Source organism: Alteromonas sp. DY56-G5 (assembly GCF_041414725.1).
Classification (GTDB): Bacteria; Pseudomonadota; Gammaproteobacteria; order Enterobacterales; family Alteromonadaceae; genus Alteromonas; species Alteromonas macleodii.
In genome coordinates, this window is sequence record NZ_JANHZQ010000011.1 from 35,248 (window position 1) to 57,098 (window position 21,851).

At 45.3% G+C, this 21,851-nt stretch carries 19 protein-coding genes; 15 read left to right on the top strand and 4 right to left on the bottom strand.

The window, feature by feature from the left end; all coding sequences use genetic code 11:
- Positions 1–260 precede the first annotated feature (260 nt).
- From gltB to NO989_RS07705, 13 genes are all read left to right on the top strand, one after another.
- A complete protein-coding gene (gltB, locus tag NO989_RS07645; protein ID WP_281715647.1) occupies positions 261–4,727 on the top strand; it encodes a glutamate synthase large subunit in 4,467 nt (1,488 codons plus the stop codon).
- A gap of 13 nt (positions 4,728–4,740) precedes the next feature.
- Entirely contained in the window at positions 4,741–6,156 is a 1,416-nt protein-coding gene (locus NO989_RS07650; protein WP_014950544.1) for an FAD-dependent oxidoreductase, read from the top strand.
- Between the two features lie 118 nt (positions 6,157–6,274).
- The gene (locus NO989_RS07655; protein ID WP_371342337.1) at positions 6,275–7,792 is read left to right on the top strand and encodes a M20/M25/M40 family metallo-hydrolase; all 1,518 of its coding nucleotides are present in this window, start codon (positions 6,275–6,277) and stop codon (positions 7,790–7,792) included.
- Positions 7,793–7,951: 159 nt separating this feature from the next.
- Positions 7,952–8,401 carry a hypothetical protein gene (locus tag NO989_RS07660; protein WP_014977266.1) on the top strand — a complete coding sequence of 150 codons (450 nt, stop codon included), beginning with the start codon at positions 7,952–7,954 and terminating at the stop codon, positions 8,399–8,401.
- A gap of 209 nt (positions 8,402–8,610) precedes the next feature.
- Positions 8,611–9,198, top strand: coding sequence for a DUF2726 domain-containing protein (locus tag NO989_RS07665; protein ID WP_014950547.1), 588 nt, complete (start codon positions 8,611–8,613; stop codon positions 9,196–9,198).
- Between the two features lie 164 nt (positions 9,199–9,362).
- A complete protein-coding gene (locus tag NO989_RS07670) occupies positions 9,363–10,064 on the top strand; it encodes a 5'-methylthioadenosine/adenosylhomocysteine nucleosidase (protein WP_014950548.1) in 702 nt (233 codons plus the stop codon).
- 1 nt (position 10,065) lies between these two features.
- Positions 10,066–11,013 carry a cobalamin biosynthesis protein gene (locus NO989_RS07675; protein WP_156086858.1) on the top strand — a complete coding sequence of 316 codons (948 nt, stop codon included), beginning with the start codon at positions 10,066–10,068 and terminating at the stop codon, positions 11,011–11,013.
- 14 nt (positions 11,014–11,027) lie between these two features.
- Positions 11,028–11,933, top strand: a complete 906-nt coding sequence (locus NO989_RS07680) for a cobalamin-binding protein (protein ID WP_156087363.1) — start codon at positions 11,028–11,030, stop codon at positions 11,931–11,933.
- A gap of 133 nt (positions 11,934–12,066) precedes the next feature.
- Positions 12,067–12,471, top strand: coding sequence for a rhodanese-like domain-containing protein (locus NO989_RS07685; protein ID WP_014950551.1), 405 nt, complete (start codon positions 12,067–12,069; stop codon positions 12,469–12,471).
- A 136-nt stretch (positions 12,472–12,607) separates the two neighbouring features.
- Positions 12,608–13,009 (top strand): DUF2721 domain-containing protein, encoded by a 402-nt coding sequence (locus tag NO989_RS07690; RefSeq protein ID WP_061486467.1) that lies wholly within the window; start codon positions 12,608–12,610, stop codon positions 13,007–13,009.
- Positions 13,006–13,611, top strand: coding sequence for a GNAT family N-acetyltransferase (locus NO989_RS07695; protein WP_014950553.1), 606 nt, complete (start codon positions 13,006–13,008; stop codon positions 13,609–13,611). Before NO989_RS07690 ends, NO989_RS07695 begins: the two co-directional genes overlap by 4 nt.
- 30 nt (positions 13,612–13,641) lie before the next feature.
- Positions 13,642–15,000, top strand: a complete 1,359-nt coding sequence (locus NO989_RS07700; protein WP_371342338.1) for an FAD-dependent oxidoreductase — start codon at positions 13,642–13,644, stop codon at positions 14,998–15,000.
- Positions 15,001–15,097: 97 nt separating this feature from the next.
- The gene (locus NO989_RS07705; RefSeq protein WP_014950555.1) at positions 15,098–15,451 is read left to right on the top strand and encodes a DUF1428 domain-containing protein; all 354 of its coding nucleotides are present in this window, start codon (positions 15,098–15,100) and stop codon (positions 15,449–15,451) included.
- 15 nt (positions 15,452–15,466) lie between these two features.
- Here the strand turns inward: NO989_RS07705 and NO989_RS07710 are convergent, their stop codons facing one another.
- The 4 genes from NO989_RS07710 to tyrS all read right to left on the bottom strand — a co-directional run bounded on the left by NO989_RS07710 (position 15,467) and on the right by tyrS (position 18,948).
- Complete coding sequence (locus NO989_RS07710; RefSeq protein WP_371342339.1) at positions 15,467–16,072, bottom strand: hypothetical protein; 606 nt, start codon at positions 16,070–16,072, stop codon at positions 15,467–15,469.
- Positions 16,069–16,596 (bottom strand): RNA polymerase sigma factor, encoded by a 528-nt coding sequence (locus NO989_RS07715; protein ID WP_014950557.1) that lies wholly within the window; start codon positions 16,594–16,596, stop codon positions 16,069–16,071. Before NO989_RS07715 ends, NO989_RS07710 begins: the two co-directional genes overlap by 4 nt.
- Positions 16,597–16,666: 70 nt before the next feature.
- Positions 16,667–17,374 (bottom strand): hypothetical protein, encoded by a 708-nt coding sequence (locus NO989_RS07720; RefSeq protein WP_342339809.1) that lies wholly within the window; start codon positions 17,372–17,374, stop codon positions 16,667–16,669.
- Between the two features lie 374 nt (positions 17,375–17,748).
- Complete coding sequence (gene tyrS, locus NO989_RS07725) at positions 17,749–18,948, bottom strand: tyrosine--tRNA ligase (protein ID WP_014950559.1); 1,200 nt, start codon at positions 18,946–18,948, stop codon at positions 17,749–17,751.
- A gap of 316 nt (positions 18,949–19,264) precedes the next feature.
- On the opposite strand from tyrS, the gene NO989_RS07730 reads away from it, so the two are divergent.
- Positions 19,265–20,590, top strand: coding sequence for an OapA family protein (locus NO989_RS07730; protein ID WP_014950560.1), 1,326 nt, complete (start codon positions 19,265–19,267; stop codon positions 20,588–20,590).
- A 10-nt stretch (positions 20,591–20,600) separates the two neighbouring features.
- Complete coding sequence (locus NO989_RS07735; protein WP_371342340.1) at positions 20,601–21,803, top strand: anhydro-N-acetylmuramic acid kinase; 1,203 nt, start codon at positions 20,601–20,603, stop codon at positions 21,801–21,803.
- Positions 21,804–21,851 lie beyond the last annotated feature (48 nt).

A 21,851-nucleotide genomic window follows, 5' to 3' on the forward strand; every position in this document is an offset into this window, starting at 1 on the left:
TCACTATAAAGCTTATACTTTTAGCGTTTGATTTTAGTTTTTAATGTGGGTATTTTGTACGGCCCGCATCGCAATAATGCATAAAAATGCGGAAACGACTGGAATCCTCTAATAATAAAATAACGACAAGAAAGGCGCACGCCGCGAGCAATACCGCTCGCAGGCATAAAAGACGTCTAATAATGTTGTGATACGCAAACCTAGGCGCATCTACACGCAACGCATACCTTGCCCAGTCAAAAGGTTGAAGGAGTTAAGAGATGAGTTTATATAATCCCAATGATTCCCGGGACAACTGTGGGTTTGGCTTAATCGCTCACACTCATGGGGAAGCCAGTCATGAATTGGTAACTACTGCAATACACGGTCTTGACCGTATGCAGCATCGTGGCGGTATCGCCGCCGACGGGAAAACCGGTGACGGCTGTGGTTTATTACTACAGAAACCGGATGCGTTCTTCCATGCAATCGCCGAAGAAAATGGCTGGAAACTCAGCAAAAAATACGGCGTGGGCATGATTTTCTTAAGTCAGGACCCGGTACTTGCGCAAGCCGCGCGTGAAGTACTTAATGAAGAACTAGAAAAAGAAACACTTTCAGTAGTGGGTTGGCGCGAAGTGCCTGTCGACCACTCAGTACTGGGTGAATTAGCGCTAACGGGTGTTCCACAAATTGAACAGGTATTTGTGAACGCGCCAGCAGGTTGGAGAAAACGCGACCTTGAGCGTCGTTTGTATATGATCCGCCGCCGCGCTGAGAAACGTCTTGAGAAAGATCCCGATTTTTACGTAGCTTGTTTGTCAGGCTTGGTAACGATCTACAAAGGCTTGGTAATGCCAAAAGACTTACCTGCCTTTTATCACGATCTTGCCGATGAGCGTATGCAAAGCGCAATTTGCGTTTTCCACCAACGCTTTTCAACAAATACACTACCACGCTGGCCGCTTGCTCAGCCTTTCCGCTTCCTTGCGCACAACGGTGAGATTAACACCATTAAAGGAAACCGCGACTGGGCCATGGCACGTGCTGCTAAATTCGCAACGCCACTTATTCCAGATCTTAAAGATGCAGCCCCTTTCGTTAATACTGAAGGATCAGACTCATCCTCGCTGGATAACATGCTGGAGCTATTCTTAGCCGGCGGTATGGATTTATTCCGTGCTATGCGGTTACTTGTTCCACCCGCCTATCAAAACAACAAGACCATGGACGATGATCTTCGTGCATTTTACGAGTTTAACTCTATGCACATGGAACCATGGGACGGCCCAGCGGGTATCGTTTTGACTAACGGTCGCCACGTTGCCTGTAACCTTGATAGAAATGGTCTACGTCCTGCTCGTTACGTTATTACTAAGAACGGTTTCATTACCCTAGCCTCAGAAGTAGGTATCTGGGATTACGAGCAAGCTGACGTAATTGAAAAAGGCCGTGTAGGCCCAGGTGAAATGCTTGCTGTAGACACATACACAGGCAAAATCTGGCGCTCTACTGAAATTGATGAAGACTTAAAAGCACGTCACCCTTATAAAGAGTGGCTAGATAAGCATATTCGTCGACTTACACCAATTGAAAAGCTTGATGCGTCATTAATTGGTAAACGCGTGTTTGACGACGATGCCATGGCGGTGTACCACAAGCTACACGCCTACAGCTATGAAGAAATTCAACAAGTTGTAAAAGTACTCGCGAAAGACGGTCAAGAAGCTGTTGGTTCAATGGGTGATGACACGCCAATGGCGGTTATGTCCTCGCGCCAACGTACGGTTTACGACTATTTCCGTCAGCAATTCGCACAGGTTACTAACCCGCCTATCGACCCGCTACGTGAAAACCACGTTATGTCGTTGGCAACCTGTATTGGCCGCGAGCAAAACGTATTTAGCGAAACCTCAGGTTACGCTGACCGCGTATTGTTTGACTCGCCAGTGCTAATGTATACCGACCTTAAGCAACTGCGCGAATTTAACCCAGACAACTACTACTCAGAAGTCGTTGAGCTTCAATATGCGCCGCAAGAAGGTTTGAAGAAAGCCATCGAGCGCGTGTGTAACGAAGTCGAGATGCTGGTTAAAAACAAGCGTGCTGCGTTCGTTATTCTGTCTGACAGAAACATTAAACAAAATCGCTTGGTTATCCCTGCAGCGATGGCAGTTGGTGCGGTACAACGTCGCTTAGTTGAAAAGTCATTACGCTGCGATGCTAACGTTGTTGTTGAGACAGCAAGTGCCCGCGATCCACACCATTTCGCGGTGTTGATTGGCTTAGGTGCCACTGCGGTTTACCCATTCCTAGCATATGAAACTATTGAGCAGCTTTGTGAAAAAGGCGAGCTAGATATTTCTCCTATGCAGGCCACGTTGAACTACCGTAAGGGTATCAACAAAGGCTTGTACAAGATCATGTCGAAAATGGGTATTAGCACTGTTGCTAGCTACCGTAGCTCTAAACTGTTTGAAGCAGTGGGTATTAACAACGAAGTGATGAAGTTATGCTTTAAAGGTGTGACCTCACGCATTCAAGGTGCGGGCTTCGATGATTTCCAGCAAGATCTTATCAACCTAAACCGTATTGCTTGGCTTAAGCGTAAATCTGTCGATCACGGCGGCTTGCTTAAATACGTGCACGGTGGCGAATATCACGCCTATAACCCAGACGTAGTCAGTACGCTTCAAAAGGCTGTGGTGTCTGGTAACTACGACGACTACCAGCAATATGCAAAGCTTGTTAACGAGCGTGCGCCTGCGCACATTCGCGACTTGCTAGCTATAAACCCTGATTGCGACCCTATTGATATTAGTAAAGTAGAAGCACCGGAAAACTTATTCCCACGCTTTGATACTGCGGCAATGTCAATTGGTGCACTAAGCCCTGAAGCGCACGAAGCACTAGCAATTGCCATGAACCGCCTGGGCGGTCAGTCTAACTCTGGGGAAGGTGGCGAACACCCTTCTCGCTTTGGAACTGAAAAGAACTCTAAAATTAAGCAGGTGGCTTCAGGTCGCTTTGGTGTAACGCCTCACTATTTGGTTAACGCAAACGTTATTCAAATTAAAGTGGCGCAGGGAGCAAAACCGGGTGAAGGCGGTCAGCTTCCTGGCGATAAGGTAAATAAATACATCGCACAGCTACGTTTCTCTGTGCCGGGTGTAACCCTTATTTCACCACCACCACACCACGATATTTACTCAATTGAAGATTTGGCACAGCTAATTTTCGATTTGAAACAGGTTAATCCAACGGCACTTATATCCGTTAAGCTAGTATCTGAGCCGGGTGTTGGCACCATTGCAACAGGTGTAGCGAAAGCCTATGCCGACCTTATCACCGTTTCAGGTTACGACGGCGGTACAGGTGCAAGCCCGCTAACATCAGTTAAATATGCGGGTAGTCCGTTCGAGCTTGGCTTATCTGAAACTCAGCAAGCACTTATTGAAAACGGCTTACGTCATAAAGTACGCGTTCAAACCGACGGCGGGTTGAAAACAGGCTTAGACGTAGTAAAAGCCGGTATTTTAGGTGCTGAGAGCTTTGGTTTTGGTACAGGTCCAATGGTGGCTTTAGGCTGTAAATATTTGCGTATTTGCCACTTGAACAACTGTGCGACCGGTGTTGCGACGCAGGATCAAAAACTGCGTGACGACCACTTCATTGGCTTACCTGATATGGTAATGAACTACTTCAAGTTTATTGCTCAAGAAGTGCGTGAAATCATGGCGTCTATGGGTATTGCTAAGTTCGACGACCTTGTTGGTCGCACAGAGCTACTTAAAGTTTTAGATGGCATTACCGCTAAGCAAAACCGTTTAGATTTGTCTCCGTTGCTAGCGCAGCCTAAAGCAGGCGACCATACGCGCTTATTCTGCTCACAAACGACCAACGCACCTATCGATAAAGGTGAATTGAACGCGCAGATGCTTAAAGACGGCCAGCAAGCGGTTGTTGACGGTAAATCTATTACCCTTAAATACCCAATCCGCAATACGGATCGCTCTGTCGGCGCATTGCTATCAGGTGAAATCGCTAAACACCACGGTAACCACGACTTTGAAGATACACCTATCAAAGTTGAACTTACCGGTACAGCGGGTCAGAGCTTCGGTGTGTGGAACGCTGGCGGCCTGCATATGCACCTTGAAGGTGATGCCAACGATTATGTAGGTAAAGGGATGACCGGCGGTAAGCTTGTTATTCACCCACCACGCAATATCTCTTACGACGCCCACGACAGCGCCATTATGGGTAACACCTGCCTTTACGGTGCAACAGGCGGTAAGCTGTTTGCTGCTGGCCGTGCTGGCGAGCGCTTTGGCGTACGTAACTCTGGTGCTATTGCGGTAGTTGAAGGCATTGGCGATAACGGCTGTGAATATATGACAGGCGGTATCGTGGCTGTACTTGGTCCGGTTGGTGTTAACTTCGGTGCAGGTATGACTGGTGGTTTTGCTTATCTTATGGATGATGGCGACGACCTTGATAACCGTGTAAATGCGGAACTGGTCGATGTAATGCCAATTGAAGATAAAGCGATTCTTGCTGAGCACTTACGTGGCTTAATTAATCAGCATTACGAAGAAACAGGAAGCGAGCACTCGTTGTCGTTGCTTACTGACTTCGCCGCAACGCTGAAACGCTTCAAGCTTATTAAGCCAAAAACCAGTGATGTGAAAAACTTGCTTGGTCACATCAGTCGTTCAAGTGCTGAATTACGCATTCAGGCTCAGTAGGAGGATTTAGTTTATGGCAAAGAACGTATATCAATTTGTCGATGTTGAACGTATCGATCCGCCGAAAAAGCCGATCATGGTACGTAAACAAGAGTTCGCGGAAATTTATCAACCGCTGAGCCAATCTCAAACCGAAGGCCAAGCAGATCGCTGCTTGGACTGCGGTAACCCATACTGTGAATGGAAGTGTCCTGTACACAACTATATTCCACAATGGTTAAGCTTGGCGAACGAAGGCCGTATTTTGGAAGCTGCGGAACTCTCTCATAAAACCAACAGTTTGCCGGAAGTATGCGGCCGCGTATGTCCACAGGACAGACTGTGCGAAGGTGCATGTACACTGAATGACGATTTTGGCGCTGTGACTATCGGTAGTATTGAGAAGTACATTACCGATACAGCATTCAAAATGGGCTGGCGCCCAGATATGTCTGACGTGGTATGGACCGACAAGAAAGTGGCGATTGTAGGTGCAGGCCCAGCTGGTCTTGCATGTGCTGATATCCTGGTTCGTAACGGCGTTAAACCTGTTGTTTACGACAAATACGAAGAAATTGGTGGCCTACTTACATTTGGTATCCCGTCTTTTAAATTAGAGAAAGACGTGATCAAGCTACGCCGCCAAATCTTTACCGAGATGGGTGTTGAGTTCGTACTTAACACTGAAATTGGTAAAGACATACAGTTCCAGGATTTGCTTGATAAATACGATGCTGTTTTCTTAGGCATGGGTACGTACAAGTCGATGCAAGGTGGTTTCGATAACGAAGAAGTTGAAGGCGTTCACGAAGCCTTACCTTTCCTTATCGCCAACACCAATCGCGTAATGGGCCTTGAAAAAGATCCTGCTGATTACATTGATATGAAAGGCAAGCGCGTAGTAGTACTAGGTGGTGGTGATACCACGATGGACTGTGTTCGCACGTCAATCCGCCAAGGCGCTGCCCAAGTTACCTGTGCATACCGCCGTGACGAAGAAAGCATGCCAGGCTCTCGCCGCGAAGTTGTTAATGCGAAAGAAGAAGGGGTTGAGTTTAAATTCAATCTTCAGCCTCTAGACATTGCAGTAGATGAAAACGGTAAGGCATGTGGTGTTAAGCTGGTTAAAACCGAAATGGGGCCACCGGATGCCAATGGTCGCCGCCGCCCTGTTGAAGTGGAAGGTTCAGAGCACGTACTAGAAGCAGACGCGGTAATTATCGCCTTCGGCTTCCAGCCCAGCCCTGCGCCATGGTTTGCTGACTTCGGCATTATGCTTGATGAAAAAGGTCGCGTACGCGCGCCATCTGCTGGCAAATTTGCTTACCAGACCTCTCACCCGCAAGTCTTTGCCGGTGGCGATATGGTACGTGGTAGTGACTTGGTTGTTACTGCTATCGACGAAGGCCGTAAAGCTGCCGAAGGTATTATGGATTACATAGGCGTTTAACCGTCGCTCTCAAGTCGCTTTATAAAAAGCTCGATAGTTCTGCTATCGAGCTTTTTTATTTAAAACTAAAGAGATACGATTTACATTAGATAGAATAATTGAATAAAGAGATGACATCATGAGATTGCGGACAGGGCTACTTTACGGGTTATTTTTAGTTTCCGTTTCATATTGCGCCCAGGCAGAGGAAAGTAACGCACTTACCACTCACTCGGCTAAAGCTGTGTTCGCAGACTACTTGGAATATCTCACGCTACCCAACGTTGCAACGCAATCAGCAACTGATATAGAAAAGGTTGCGCGTTGGACGGCAACGAAATACAGCGAGTATGGTTTTAATACTCAGCTGCTGGAAAACAACGGCATGCCGATGCTGTATGCTGATTACATGCTAGCTGGGAAAAATGCCCCTACCCTGCTTTTTTATGCACATATGGATGGTCAACCGGTTAACGCTGAGTTGTGGGAACAAGACAGCCCTTGGCAGCCCGTTCTAAAAATCGAAGAAAATGACAGCTGGGTTGAAAAACCACTCTCTTTACTCGATAAAGACTATGACCCTAATTGGCGTATTTTTGCGCGCTCGGCATCTGACGACAAAGCCCCAATTATGATGTTACTAGCAGCCATAAACTCACTTTCGACGAATAAGGTGACGCCATCAGTTAATATCAAAGTGCTCCTTGATTCAAACGAGGAAGGTGGCTCTCCTACCCTCGCAAAAGTGATAGAAAAAAACAAAGCGCAGCTTTCTGCAGATGCCGTAGTAATGTTAGACGGTCCCATGCATCCATCCAACGCTTCTACCGTAGTTTTCGGTCATCGCGGTGCGACACTGGTTAAGCTCACTGTTTTCGGACCAAACTCTGATAGCCATAGTGGGCACTTTGGCAACTACATTCAAAACCCCGCTTTTTTGCTCTCAACACTCTTAGCAGGGATGAAAAATGAAAATGGCAAGGTGACTATTCCTAATTATTACGGAGACGCTCCTTTGTCAGAAGAAACAAAACAGGTGCTTCGAGACATTCCTATTGATGAAACTGCACTATTGGCACGCCTTGGGGTAGCAAAGTCAGAGTCTGTAGGTAGCAACTACTATGAATCCATTAGTCTTCCGTCTCTAAATATCAATGGATTGAGCGCTGCAAGCACAACAGCAGTAAGGACAATCATTCCGGCTAGCGCTACAGCGTCCATCGATATTAGAACTACAAAAGAGGCTCACTCGTCCAGACAAGTTAAGCTGTTAAAAGACTATATAACAGCTAAGGGATATCACATTGTGGACGAATTGCCATCAAAAGAAACCCGTCTAAAGCATGAAAAACTCATTCTTATAGAAGTTAGCCCCGGCACTGCAGCACTACAAACGTCCCTCGATGAGCCAGTTGGTCTATGGGCGCAAAAGGCACTAGAATCTGTAAGCGATGAGAAGGTTGTAGTTATTCCAATGATGGGGGGTACTGTTCCAACCGCACCGCTAGTAAACAGTATAGAGAAGCCGGTAATTCTTATTCCATTAGTCAATGCTGATAACAATCAACACGCCCCTAATGAAAACTTACGTATAGGCAACTTTTACAGTGGAACAAATGCGCTGTATCAATTACTGACCACGCCTTATGACCAGTAATAGAGTTGTAGTGATGAAGTGATGCTTTAAACCAAAACTTATACGAAAAACCTCACTAATATACGTTAATAGACCAAGGTTTAGTTGAAGCGCGAGAGTTACGACTCTACTATCGTTTAAGCAATTAAAGACATCGCACATCGGGTGAAGAATCTATCTATGCAGCATTTAAACATTAAGAAACTTACATTTTGTCTAACACTGGCGATAGCAGCGAGCAATGCCAGCTTAGCTGATACCATTGCTGTTGACGCTTCATTAAATGCGCAAGTTAACAACCAAACTAAGAAACAAAGCGTCAACTCTTCACCTAGTAAGCCAAGCATCAGGTCTTGCCCTTCTGATTTTCAGCAAGTTAAGATTTCTGATGATGCAAGACAATGCCAAGCATTTGACGAAAGCAAGACAGCAGTAATGGTTTACCACTCTCCTCGCTCCCCGAGTGAATTACTGAATGTTTACCAAACGGCGCACCCCGCTTTAAAAACTCACACGCCAGTTAGCGGCCGCACGTTGTTATCCTCAGAAGATAAAGGGGTCAGGGTAATAATCAGCCCAGATAATACTGGCTCTCAAGTGGATATTCTTGTTACATCCACAACAAAATAAGCCCTTTTAGCAAGACAACTACGAAATCTACTCATGTTGGCATCTGCTTTGCAAAATCATCAATAACTACTCCACGGTAACAGTGAGTGTCATTTTTATGACGCTCAAACTGCAAACGGAGCCCAAGCTTTTTTCGATATAAATACTTTAGCGGGCTTCTTTATTATGCATTCCGTGGGCTTTAACTATTGATATTTGCGAGGGTTACGATGGAATTGGCAATTATTCTAATGATGTTACTTATTGTCGTTGCACTGGGTGCCATAAAGTTGTCAGACGGCGGTGTCGCATTTCCATTTAGGCGAAAGCCGCAATTGTTCACCCCCGTTGAGCACTCTTTTTTAAACCTTATCGAACAGGCTATGGGAAGAGAGTTTCGCATAGTGTGCCGTGTGCGTCTTAACGATTTAGTGGCGGTTCGCCAGTCTGCAAATAAAAAGACGGCAAGCCAAGCCATCAGCAGAGCTTCTAGCAGACAGCTCGACTTTGTATTAGTAGATAAACACGACATGAGTCCTGTTCTTGCTATCGACTTAGTTCATAGCCAAGGCAAAGATGGTTATAAATCACAAAAAGACTGGTTTGTAACCGGAGCACTTGATGCTGCCGGCCTTCCTCATGCAAGAATTAAAGTGAAATCTGGTTATACCGTTGACGATATTCGCGAGTGTTTGGAAAACAAACTCATTCCTTATCGCCGTTTACAGCAAAAAATGGCACAGCTGCCAACGCATAATCCAGAGCCACCAAAGCGCCCGACTCGCCCAGTGCGTTCAAGCAGACCAGCTGCAGCTTAAGACATAACCCCACTTCCCCTGGCCTTTGTTGCTTTGCTATTTTCTTACTCTCAAATAGCGGTAACAGAGGCATTTTTCTGTCAGTTTGCCCGTTTTCCTTATACAATTAACGCTTTCAGCAGCGTATTCACGCGTTAAACTCCCTCAACACCGTCGGTAAAGTTATGAAAAAAATTGGTATTTTAGGTGCAATGGACGAAGAAGTTGCGCTACTTAAAGCGTCACTTTGGAATGTAAAAGAAACCCAGTGGAAGCACCTGACGTTTTACGAAGGTACACTTAACGACATAGAAGTGGTGCTAGTAAAATGCGGTATTGGTAAAGTGGCTGCAGCAATTGCTACTACTGTACTTATCGAACAGTACGCCCCTGATGCTGTTGTCAATACCGGTTCTGCCGGAGGTTTCGACAAGAATCTAAACATCGGTGATTTAGTGATCGCCAGTCACGTTATTCACCATGATGCCGATTTAACCCATTTTGGCTACAAGCTCGGTCAATGCGCAGGTATGCCTGAAGATTTCCGTTGCGATACAAGGTTAATGGAAGCCGCTCGTAGTGCTGCCACAGGCATTACGTCGCTTCAGTCGACAACAGGTTTAATCTGTACGGGCGATGCGTTTATCGGTAGCGACGAAGCTGTAGCAGAACTGCGTGAAAACTTCCCAGACATGAAAGCGGTTGAGATGGAAGGTGCAGCTATAGGTCAAACTTGCCATATGCTCGACACGCCTTTTCTTGTCATTCGTTCATTGTCGGATATTGCAGGAAAAACGTCGTCAGTGAGCTTTAAAGAGTATCTAGACACTGCCGCTAAACACTCAGCACAATTAGTTATGGCAATGATTAAGGCTCTCGCAAAATAAGATGACAGAGGTAATTAGCGACCCGCAATACCAGTCGCTATTCGTACTTTGGCTGGCTATCGCCGTTGACGCATTATGGCGCTGGCCCCAAAGTACTCATCCATTAACGCTCATGCGCTACCTCGTTCAGCAAATGGGGCGCAAAGTGGTGCCCTCTCGCGAATACGGTAGGTCTCAGCACTATATTTCAGGCTCATTAGCCGCCCTAGTTCTTCTTGCGCCATTGGTAGTATGTGTTGCCATCTTGGTGTACATGGCCCAATACCCCGTATTCTTTGAGGCGATTATTCTTGTCGCACTGCTCGATTACGGTTACCAGCGTCAACAGTACAAAAAAGTGCTGGCGAGTGTGGGAAGAAATAAAAAATCCCTCGCACGTGAAATGGCGCAAACCATTACCGCACGTCAATGCGCTTCACTTTCCGATATAGGAATTGCCAAAGCCGCGATAGAATCGCTTTGGCTGAAGTTTCTTTATCTTTATTGCGGCGTTATTTTCTACTTTGTAGTGGCAGGCCCCATAGGCGCACTCATTTATCGATTGCTTTTGCTCACATCTTGGCAGTGGCATTACCGAACCCCTGCAATGACTTTCTTTGCCAAACCCGTACGTAACCTTGTTTACTTACTTAATATGCCGCCCGCGGTCATTGGTGGTCTAGCAACACTACTGGTCAGCCATCCTATTAAAGGGTTTCGCGCCATAAAGCGCTCCCCAGTGAAAGATAAAACGTCGCTACTGCTTGCGCTTATGGGCGGTGTGCTTGATATTAAACTCGGCGGACCAGCAATTTATGCCAACAAGAAGATTCGATACACCCGCGTGGGAGGCGCTAACGAGGTAAAGTACTCTCACATGTTGACAGCCAAAAATACGGTCACTCATGCCATGATTGCGGTTAGCGCCTTCGCATCGTTAGCTATGCTGGCAATGGCCGTAGCCCAATGAAAACAGCAGTTATGATGAAAACCATTTTTTTTGTAATTTTAAGCTATTTACCTCTTCTCACATTTGCTAACTCAGAATCAGATGCCGAGACAAAGCACCTAGCTCATTCAGATCAATTTGCTTCTGCCGATGTTGCACCAAGCTCGGAATCAAGCGCCTTATCAAATTCCGTCGAGCTAAAGATAGTCAGCCTTGCGCCCCACCTTACCGAATGGGCATTTAGTTTGGGCTTAGGCCCTAACCTTGTAGGTGTAAGCGACTATAGCGACTATCCTGACGCCGCGAAAAATATTAAGCGGGTGGCGGATTTTCAAGGTGCCGATATCGCTACCATTGTGGCGTTAGAACCTGATTTAATTCTTGCATGGGATGGAGGCAATAAGCCGCAAGATATCCATAAGCTTTCCTCGATGGGTCTAAACGTATTTAGCAGCAAGGTCGAAAATATCACTGATATAGCCAGCGAAATTAAAAGGCTTGGGGCACTTACAAATACGCAAAAGCAGGCGACCCAGCTCTCCAATGATTTTCTCAACGAACTAGCCGAACTTCGAAGTAAATACGACAAATCCTCGCTTATACCAATATTTTATTATTCGTGGACTGCTCCACTTATGACCATCGGTCCCAACGCGTGGGGTAACCAACTGCTGAATGTGTGTGGTGCTCAAACATTATTTGCAGACAGTCCTGTAGACTATCCTCAAGTCGCATTAAAAGATGTACTCACTCGCCAACCTCATGCACTCATTGCGGCATCTAAAAGTACGCATTCAGAACTTGAGGTATTCTGGCGTGATCATCGCTCTTTCCTCAAAGCCCCCTTAATTGTTGTGGATCCAGACGTCACCAGTCGGTTTTCATTGCGATTAATAAATGAACTAAAAGTACTCTGTAAAGGTATTAAAGAAAGCGCATAAGCGTTATACTTAAGTCTAGACCTGCTGGGCTGTTTTCAATTGATACACACCGACTTGGCTCAATTTAAGCGCCTTTGTGTAACAGAATAAGAGCAGGTTCTAATCTTCTATAAAAAGGTAAGAGTTTTTATTCATGCGGATTGTTGTTGCGGGTTTTCTAGTTGTTATCAGTGTTGCATTGTTTGTGTCGCTTCAGTGCACAGCGAAAGCGACCGCGCAAGCCTCTGTTGCCGCATCACCATACCTTATCGAGCGAGTTGCAAACAACGACTGGCTCCTTATTGATGTTCGCTCTCCGCAAGAATTCGCCGATGGTCACATTCCTGGCGCAGTAAATATGCCCCATGAAAATATCAATGACTACCTTAGCGAATTAGAAGGCCACAAAAACAAGCCTATTATCATTTATTGTCGTTCAGGCAGAAGAGCCAAACTGGCAATGAAAGTATTGGAAGAACTCGATTTTTCTGAAGTCATGCATTTAGAAGGCGATATGTTAGGCTGGAGTGCCGCTGGCATGACAGTTGACCGAATGTAGACTCAATATTCCGCCTTCTCCTTCGTATTAGTCTTTGGCACTAAAGATGTTGTAAGTTCAACCTCTTGGCTGATTACTGTGTGTAACTGAGCCCCTGTGATACACTCTTTTTACTCGACGATTGTATGAAACACCCATGAAAATAGATATTGCTACTCCGGCCATGTTATTTCCGGCGATTTCTTTATTGCTTCTAGCCTATACCAATCGCTTTTTAACGCTTGCAACTATTATCCGAAACTTTTCAAAAGAAGAGAGAGATGATAATACTCAAGCACAAATAAAAAACCTTCGATTACGTATTCAACTTATTAAGCGAATGCAAATAGCAGGTGTGGGTAGTTTTTTTCTTTGTGTAGTATCCATGCTAGCGATATACCTCACCTATCAACAGGTAGGAAACTGGGTGTTTGCTGCAAGTTTAGTATCACTTCTGTATTCACTATGGATGTCGGTAAGAGAAATATTGATATCAGTTGAAGCCTTGGATGTGCACCTTGACGGGATGAAAAACGCCCCACGTAAAGAAAAAGTATGAAGCCCACAAATCATTTGAGCCACATAATTCAAAGTGATATCAGCTACGAGTCTCTAGCGCCTGAGTTTTTTGCAGGGGTGATTGCTCTTGGCAATCACGTGCACGGAGATAACTACCTAACCAACGAGCTACTTGCTGATTACTATGCAAAGAGCTTTGTTGGCAATACTAATGCTAGCTGGGTAGCTCTATACAAACAAAAAGTTGTTGGTTTCAGGCTCACCTTTGCGCATACGCAATGGGAAGCAGATGAGTGGTGCAGCCCTTCCCTTTGGCCAGTAGATCCAAATACCGTATGTTATTTCAAATGCAACACGGTAGACCCCGCAATGCAGGGCTGTGGAATTGGCAGCAGACTATTAAGTAAATCGATTGAATGTGCGCAAACTCAAGGCGCAGAAGCGGGTTTAGCACATATTTGGTTGGCAAGTCCGGGCAACAGCGCATTTAAGTACTTCACCAAAAATGGGGGGCAGCTTATCAAGAAACACCCCAATAAATGGCGCTACGCATCTATTCACGAAGGCTACGATTGCCCTGTATGCGAGGGTTATTGCGAGTGTGAAGGTGCGGAAATGCTACTTCAATTTCAAGCTCCATAAGTACGCCAAAGGTAAAAACGTTTTTATTCTATGACCTACGATCCTCTTATTTCACGCGGCGTTTCATCAATGTTACCCGCGGCAAACAGCTACTGGCATGCCACACACAAACCACCAACACTGCCGCCTTTAAACAAGAAGGTAAACACTGAGTACCTCGTCATTGGTGGTGGTTATACCGGTCTTTCAGCTGCCATCACACTTGCTCAAGCGAAACAAGAAGTCACGCTACTTGATGCGAATTCACCGGGATTTGGCTGTGCGGGCCGCAATGGAGGCTTTATCCTCTCGGGTAGCGGCCGATTGAGCTTAAGCGCCATAGAGGACAAGTGGGGTCGTGACATCGCCAAAGCTATGCAGGGCGAGTTTGATGGCGCGGTACACCTGCTTAAACAACGTATTGCAGACTTTGATATGCAGGTCGATTTGGTAGAAGGACCCTATTTAAAACTGGCGCATAACCCAAAGCAAGCCGAACTACTCTGTGCCAGTGCTAAGCATCTTGAGTCACACTTCAATGTGCCGAGCTCTCCACTTAGTGAAAAAGACCTTATTGCGCGCTTTGGTATTGAAGGGGCGTATGGTGGCGTTGAGCTAAAGGGTGCATGCTTACACCCACTAAAATTAGTAAGCGAATATGCAAGAGTAGCAAAGGAGCTTGGAGCAACGCTTTTTTACGACTCGCCAGCCATTCGCATTGAAAAGCACAAGACCGGATATGTTGTCGTAACACCCAGCGGGGCAGTTTTTGCCAAACACATACTCATTGCTACTAATGCTTATACCCCTAAGCGCTTTCATGACAGCGTAGACAATAAGCAATTTCCTGTTCAATCGAGCATTTTTGTCACTGCGCCATTGAGTAGCGAACAGCGTGCAAAGTCTGGCCTAACCACGCCAATGAGCTTTATGGATACACGGATGATGAAATACTACTACCGTGTTTTGCCAGATGGCAGATTATTATTCGGCGGTCGTGGTGCCGTAAAAGGTAAAGATGCAGATAACGCGTCAGAGAAACAGCGACTATACCGCGCTATGGTAAAAAGTTTCCCTTCACTTAGCGGTATAGCCATGGATTATTTTTGGAGTGGTTGGGTAAGTGTATCGTTAGACAGCATGCCGCGGATATTTATCGACAATGAGGTTAGCGGCAACAATTCTAACCGCTCTAGCGGTAATATCGGTTACGCCATGGGGTATTGCGGTTCGGGCGTATCTTTTGCCGCGTTTGCAGGGCAACGACTTGCTCAACGTATGATGGGTAGCAATGACGTCGATTTATCGCTTCCCCTTTATCGTTCTCCTTTGAAAACCTACCCCTTTGCAAAAGCAAGAAGGCTAGCACTGCATGGCTTGTACCAATGGGCGAAAATAGCAGAACGCTAGTAATGGTTATAAATTACGATTCACCTTAATGTTAAGCATTGCATGCTGTCTATAAATTAGGCTATTTTAGGTATCTATTCTTTGACGGAGTCACCTCATGTCATATATCGATGCCTTTGCTGTAGCCGTTCCCACTGAAAATAAAGCGTTATACATTGAGCACGCCAAACTCGCCGGCGATATTTTTAAAGAGTATGGTGCGACTAAAATACTTGAAGCTTGGGGTGACGATGTCCCTGAAGGGGAAGTCACGTCTTTCCCGATGGCTGTTAAAGCCAAAGAAAATGAAACCGTGGTGTTTTCCATTGCATTTTGGCCTTCAAAAGAAGTGCGTGATACTGCTTGGAAAAAGGTGATGGAAGATCCTAGAATGCAGGAAAACGAAAACCCCATGCCTTTCGACGGTAAACGCCTTATTTACGGGGGCTTCGTACCAATGCTGGAATTATAAGACTATTAGTTTCAGCTATTTCATATCTTCTATTTTCTTTAGCGCCGACGGCAAGTCGGAGGCTAACTTTTTGTACCGGCGGTATACAATAAAAACGACCACACTGTTTATCAAAAGCTGTGTCCCCCACAGCGTGAAGGCATTAAACATCAGTACATTAAAGACGGCGAGTGCCAGCAATCCACACCACAAAGCTAAGCATCCATAGAGGCTGATTTTCCAGTAATGTAATTGTTGTTTTAATTGGTTTTGTTTAAACGCCAACATTGACTGAACGTCTAACGCCTGGACCTTCCACTGCTTTTGCCTTACCCAATATCCCCATGCCCCGAAAGCGGCGGGAATAGGTGTAAGTACCATGAAAAGCAAAAATTGATACGTGCTAAGTGGCTCGAACAACACCAAAGTTAAACACCACACAGAAACCGCTAGCCCGAGCACCAAATCAACGGCACCTTTTAGTTTAAGTTTAAATCTTGCGCTCTTGGTTTCTTTTATCAGTGCATCTGTATCTACTGAAGGGGTTGCATCCTTGTAGGCACTTTGCCACTGAGCGAGTTGCTTATCTATTTCGTTCATTTGCGTGCTGTTCTCGGCCATACTTAATTTTTCTTCGCTCAAGGCTGTTGCTCCATTATCTGCGTTAGCTGTTGGCGGGCGCGGCTTACCCGCTTAGCGACGGCAGTCTCTTTAATACCTAACATATTAGCTATTTCCAGCTGACTGAAACCTTCTAAAAGCAATGCCAGTACCTGTCTGTACTTTATTTCTAGCTGACGTAAGCCTGTCATGAGATCCATCGCATTTTCTTGTAACGTGGCATCCCGAGATAAGCTGGCGCTGGTTGTGTGAGAAGAATCGAACTCGCCGTCATGGGTAAACTCTTTACGCCGCTGCTCTTTAATCACGTGATCGACCGCCTTGTTGTGCGCTACTTTGGCCACAAACGTTTTCACACTTGCCTCACCGCGAAAGCCACTATCACTGCCTTTTGAAGCTCCTTCAAAAGCGCGCCAAACCGCCAGTGACATTTCTTGTATCAGCTCATCTTGAAGTGATTTATTAGCCTCAAATGTTGCCGCAATACGCGCCATGAGCGGCGCGTATTCACTAAGCAGTTTTTCTATTTGAATGGTTTCTTTCACTGCATTTCCATTTTTATTATTTTTTAATTCCACGCTTTAAGTGAGCAGTTGAATTACGCTTCCTAGCTGATTAGCGAAATAAGCGCTGATAGGCAACAAAGCACATACATGAAACAATAGGGCCAAACACTAATCCCGACAATGCAAAAGTATAGGGCGCAAGTGCAACTGTTAAGAAAATCAGGGCACCTATTATCAACATCGGCTTATAAGCGCCCACTACTGCAGCAATACTATTTGTAAAAGATGCTGGGATTGAGCGATGTTTTAAAATAAGCAACATAGGTACAAATAAAAGCAGTAAATTTATTGGTGTTGCCGAGCCCATCATTAGCCCGACCTTCCAAGCGGGTACATCTACTACAACACCATTTGCTAACGCCGCCACTGAATCTGCGCCCATTAACATAGCGCCAATTTGAAATTGGATCCATGCGATCACTGGCCCGGTGCAACTCCACAAAGCGACATTTGTCCATGAGCGCAGGGTACCGCCCGACAATCTCAGCTTGTTATTCTCTGCTAAGTTGGCAATGGCCAACCACATTACGGTAGCCAGAAGCGGACCTACCCATTTCGATATGCCTAAGCCAATTGGCCCTGCTAGCGCTTGAATGAGCCCCGCGGCAAATAAAGTAACAAAAGAAAGCCCCAATAATTTGAAAGGTGCTTTTATAAAAAGCTGCCCCCCCTCTTTCAGCCATATGAACGCTTCCTTCGCAGGAAGGCTCTTGTTAGCTTGATGGTATGTTGCACGAGTTGAAGTTACCGTTGTCATGTTTTTATCCTTTGCATTGCGTAAGCGTTAGTATTGAGTTTCACTGTTGTTTCATCCCAGCCTGCTACGCGTTAACTGCTTATCGTACAGTTGGGTTCATTGATTGATTTTTCCCCTATAGACGATAGCGATTGCAAAATCCTGACAAACTTTTTCAAAAAAAAGTAAGAAAAATAAAAAAACGTTTAACGACAATTACTTATAAACGTTAAAGCCAATATCCCCCACTTTCAAATTTGGCTTGATGCTTAACTTTGTATGAGTAGTTAGGGCCTTCTAAAAAAATAATCGCCCTACTATCCACTAGTACTTATATTTCAGGCAAAAAAAAGCCCGCTTAACTAAGCGGGCTTTCAAAAACTATCAGAAAAACATTAGGCTAGCGTAATACGCGCAAACTTGCGTTTACCCACCTGATACACATTTTCACCTTTTTCGGTGATTACTAAGCGGGTGTCTTCCACTTTATCGCCGTTAATTTTAACTGCGCCTTGCTTAATCATGCGCATAGCATCTGAAGTCGAACCTACAAGGTTAGCTTCTTTCAACAAATTACCAATGGCAATACCTTCATCACTTAATGCAATTTCAAGCTCGGGCATGTCGTCAGGAATAGCGTTTTTCTGGAAACGTTGAATAAAGTCCTGATGCGCGCCTTCTGCCGCTGCGTCGTCATGGAAGCGTGCAATAATTTCTTTCGCCAGCATGATTTTAATATCACGTGGGTTTTCACCGTTAGCAACGCGAGTTTTAAGCTCAGCAATCTCTTCTAGCGGTCGGAAGCTTAGAAGGTCATAGTAACGCCACATCAAATCATCAGAAATAGACATCACTTTACCAAACATATCGTTTGGCGCATCTGTAATACCAATGTAGTTGTTTAAAGACTTAGACATCTTCTGAACGCCGTCTAGACCTTCTAGAAGCGGAACCATTACAATAGATTGCTGCTTTTGGCCTTGCTCTTTTTGAAGCTCACGACCCATTAGCAAGTTAAAACGCTGATCAGTACCACCTAATTCAACGTCTGACTCTAGCGCAACAGAATCCCAACCTTGCACTAACGGATACAGAAACTCGTGAATAGCAATTGGCTGACCGTTGTTATAGCGCTTTTTAAAGTCGTCACGCTCAAGCATACGTGCAACGGTCTGACTAGCCGCAAGTTTAATCATGCCTGCCGCGCCGAGGCCATCCATCCACTCTGAGTTAAAACGTATTTCCGTTTTATCTTCATCAAGGATCTTGAACACCTGTTCTTGATACGTTTTCGCGTTCTCTAATACCTGTTCTTTACTTAAAGGCTTGCGTGTTACATTTTTACCTGTAGGATCGCCAATTAGGCCAGTAAAATCGCCAATAAGAAAAACAACTTTGTGGCCTAGTTGCTGGAATGTACGCAACTTGTTGATCAACACAGTGTGACCAAGATGCAGATCAGGCGCAGTTGGATCAAAACCCGCTTTGATGGTTAGGGTTTTGCCGGATTTTAGTTTTTCAATTAAATCCTCTTCGGGGAGTATTTCATCAACGCCCCGTTTAATCTCAGCTAGCGCTGTTTGCCAATCTTTCATTTGTACGTCACACTCTAAAAAAAACTGTATATTCAATATTGGCGGGCATTTTACGCGTACAACGGAACCATTAAAAGGTTTGCGCGTCAAAAAACGGATTACAAACAGTCATGTTGTTAAACCCAACAGTTTTTAACGTAGAATTAGAGTGCTGAATTATCGTGGACTGTATTCAGTAATCTCAAGAAATAGTCTTCATGATAAGAGCTATTGGGTGTAACAATTTGCGCTAACAATATAATGAGAAAAGTTGCATTTTTAAGCAACGTATGTGAAATAGTGTTGTGCACATAACATTTCTCAGGTGGGCAGTAGTATGAGAAAGAAATTAGACGCTTCTAAAGCGCTAAATTTATTTAAAAAATTACCGAAACAGCACAGAACTGGGTTAGCAGTAGCTAGCTTATTTCTGGGTGGGCTTATTCTTTTTCCAAGTGAACCAGTAGAAGCCAGTCGCCATCAAGAAGCACACATTCTGGATGCGGGTGTCCGCTATCCGGTGGAGCTTCATATTGCGCCGTCAACCAATGTATTTTCTGGTGAAGAAGAATCTTCATGGCAGACGTACAAGGTGCGCAGTGGCGATACATTAGCAAAGCTATTTAAGCGTGCTGGCTTCACTTCGCGTGACGTATATAACGTAACGCAGGCAGGAGAGCTAACAAAAACGCTGGTTACTTTATTGCCCGGCGATGAACTATCGTTTAAAGCGAATAAAGACGGCAGCTTCGGCGAGCTAAAGTACAAATTGTCTTCGACTGAAACCCTGTTTGTACGTCCAGAATCGTCGGATGAGAACAGCGCCTTAACCGCTGAGCTTGAAAAGCGAGATGTAGACATTCGCTACAACTTCGCCCAAGGTGAAATTCACTCAAGCTTTTGGAACGCCGCCAGTGATGCAGGCTTAACCAGCAACCAAATTATGAATTTGGCGGGTATTTTCGGCTGGGATATCGACTTCGCCATTGAGATCCGTTCTGGCGATACGTTCAACGTAGTATTCGAAGAGCAATACATCGACGGTGAATTTGTCGGTTACGGCGACATCGTTGCAGCGGAGTTTACCAACCAAGGCGAGCATTTTAGCGCTATTCTTCACGAAGATGGCACATACTACACGCCTGAAGGGCGCAGTATGCGTAAGAGCTTCCTGCGTGCGCCAGTGAATTTTAGATATGTAAGCTCTAACTTCACAAAAGCTCGCTTCCACCCCGTGCAAAAGCGTTGGAAAGCGCACCGCGGTACAGATTATGTTGCTGCGGTTGGTACGCCAATTATGGCTGCGGGTGACGGTAAGGTAATTAAAGCCGGATACGATAAATATAACGGTCACCATGTTTTCATTCAGCATGGCGAGAAATACACAACCAAATATCTTCACTTTAAAAAGCGTGCAGTGAAAGTGGGAGATACGGTTAAGCAAGGCCAAACCGTGGGCTATTTAGGTAGTTCAGGTATGGTTACTGGCGCCCATCTTCACTATGAGTTTTTAGTGGATGGTGTTCACCGAAACCCACGAACGGTAGAACTACCGAAGGCGCTTCCTATTGCTAAGGAAGAGAAAGAAAGGTTTATGGAAATTGCCGCAATACGCCAAGAGCAGCTAGATAATAACAAGCGCATTATGCTTGCAATGAAATAGCGACGACTAAATGGCAAAATATATTGGCCTGATGTCAGGTACTAGCATGGACGGCGTCGACGCCGTCCTGTGCGACATCTCGCAAACGTCTTGCACCACCCTCGCCGCCCATTCAATTCCTTATTCTGCCGAATTACTTACTGCACTCAATGCACTTTGTAGTGAAGGTCCTGATGAACTTAACAGTTTGGCCATCGCTGATAGACTGGTTGCTGAAACCTTTGCAAAGGTCACCTTAGCGCTGCTTGAGAAAAACAACCTACATCCTTCGGATATTACGGCTATTGGCTCGCACGGCCAAACCGTACGTCATCATCCGAATTCCGATGTATTGTCAGCACACTTTGCAGAATCATCCATACGCAGCTTCACCTGTCAAATAGGCGATCCTAATACCATCGCTGTTCTTACCGGCATTGATGTTATTGCCGACTTTAGGCGCAAAGATATTGCCCTTGGTGGTCAAGGAGCTCCCTTAGTGCCCGCTTTTCACAATGCAGTATTTGCCAGTGATGATAAACACCGAGCACTCGTTAACATTGGCGGTATAGCAAACGTTTCACTGCTTGCGCCAAAACAAGATGCTTCGCCACCTAAAGGGTTTGATACCGGACCCGGTAACACCTTGATGGATCAGTGGATAAGTCTTCATTTAAATAAAAGCTTTGATAAAGATGGAGCATGGGCTGCGTCAGGGCATTGTCACTCAGGTCTGTTAGACAGGCTCTTACTGGATGATTACTTCGCTTTGCCTGCGCCTAAAAGTACTGGCAGAGAGTATTTCAATATTAATTGGTTAAGCAATGCGCTCGCCGATTACTTCCCTTCTAGTGCAGAGCTGCAAAGCGAAGAAAAGAACAATAATTTAGCCCCTAAAGACGTGCAAGCATCCTTACTTTCGCTAACAGGTAGCACTATCGCTCAGGAAATTGTGAAGCATTTTCCTAAAACAAATAAAGAAGGCGCAAAAAGCGAAGTTATAGTGTGTGGCGGTGGCGCTTTCAATAAAGCATTAATGCATAACTTGAGCAATGCTTTAAGTGATTATGTAGTAACAGACAGCCATGCTCTGGGCATCCATCCACAGCACGTTGAAGGCGCAGCATTTGCGTGGTTTGCACATGCGTATATGAATGATATTCCAGGCAACGTGCCTGAAGTCACAGGGGCTTCGAAAGCCACGGTACTCGGAGCGTTATATAAAAAAGCATAAGGGCGACAGGCTATCACCCTCAAACGCTTTATTGGTTCTGTTTATAAA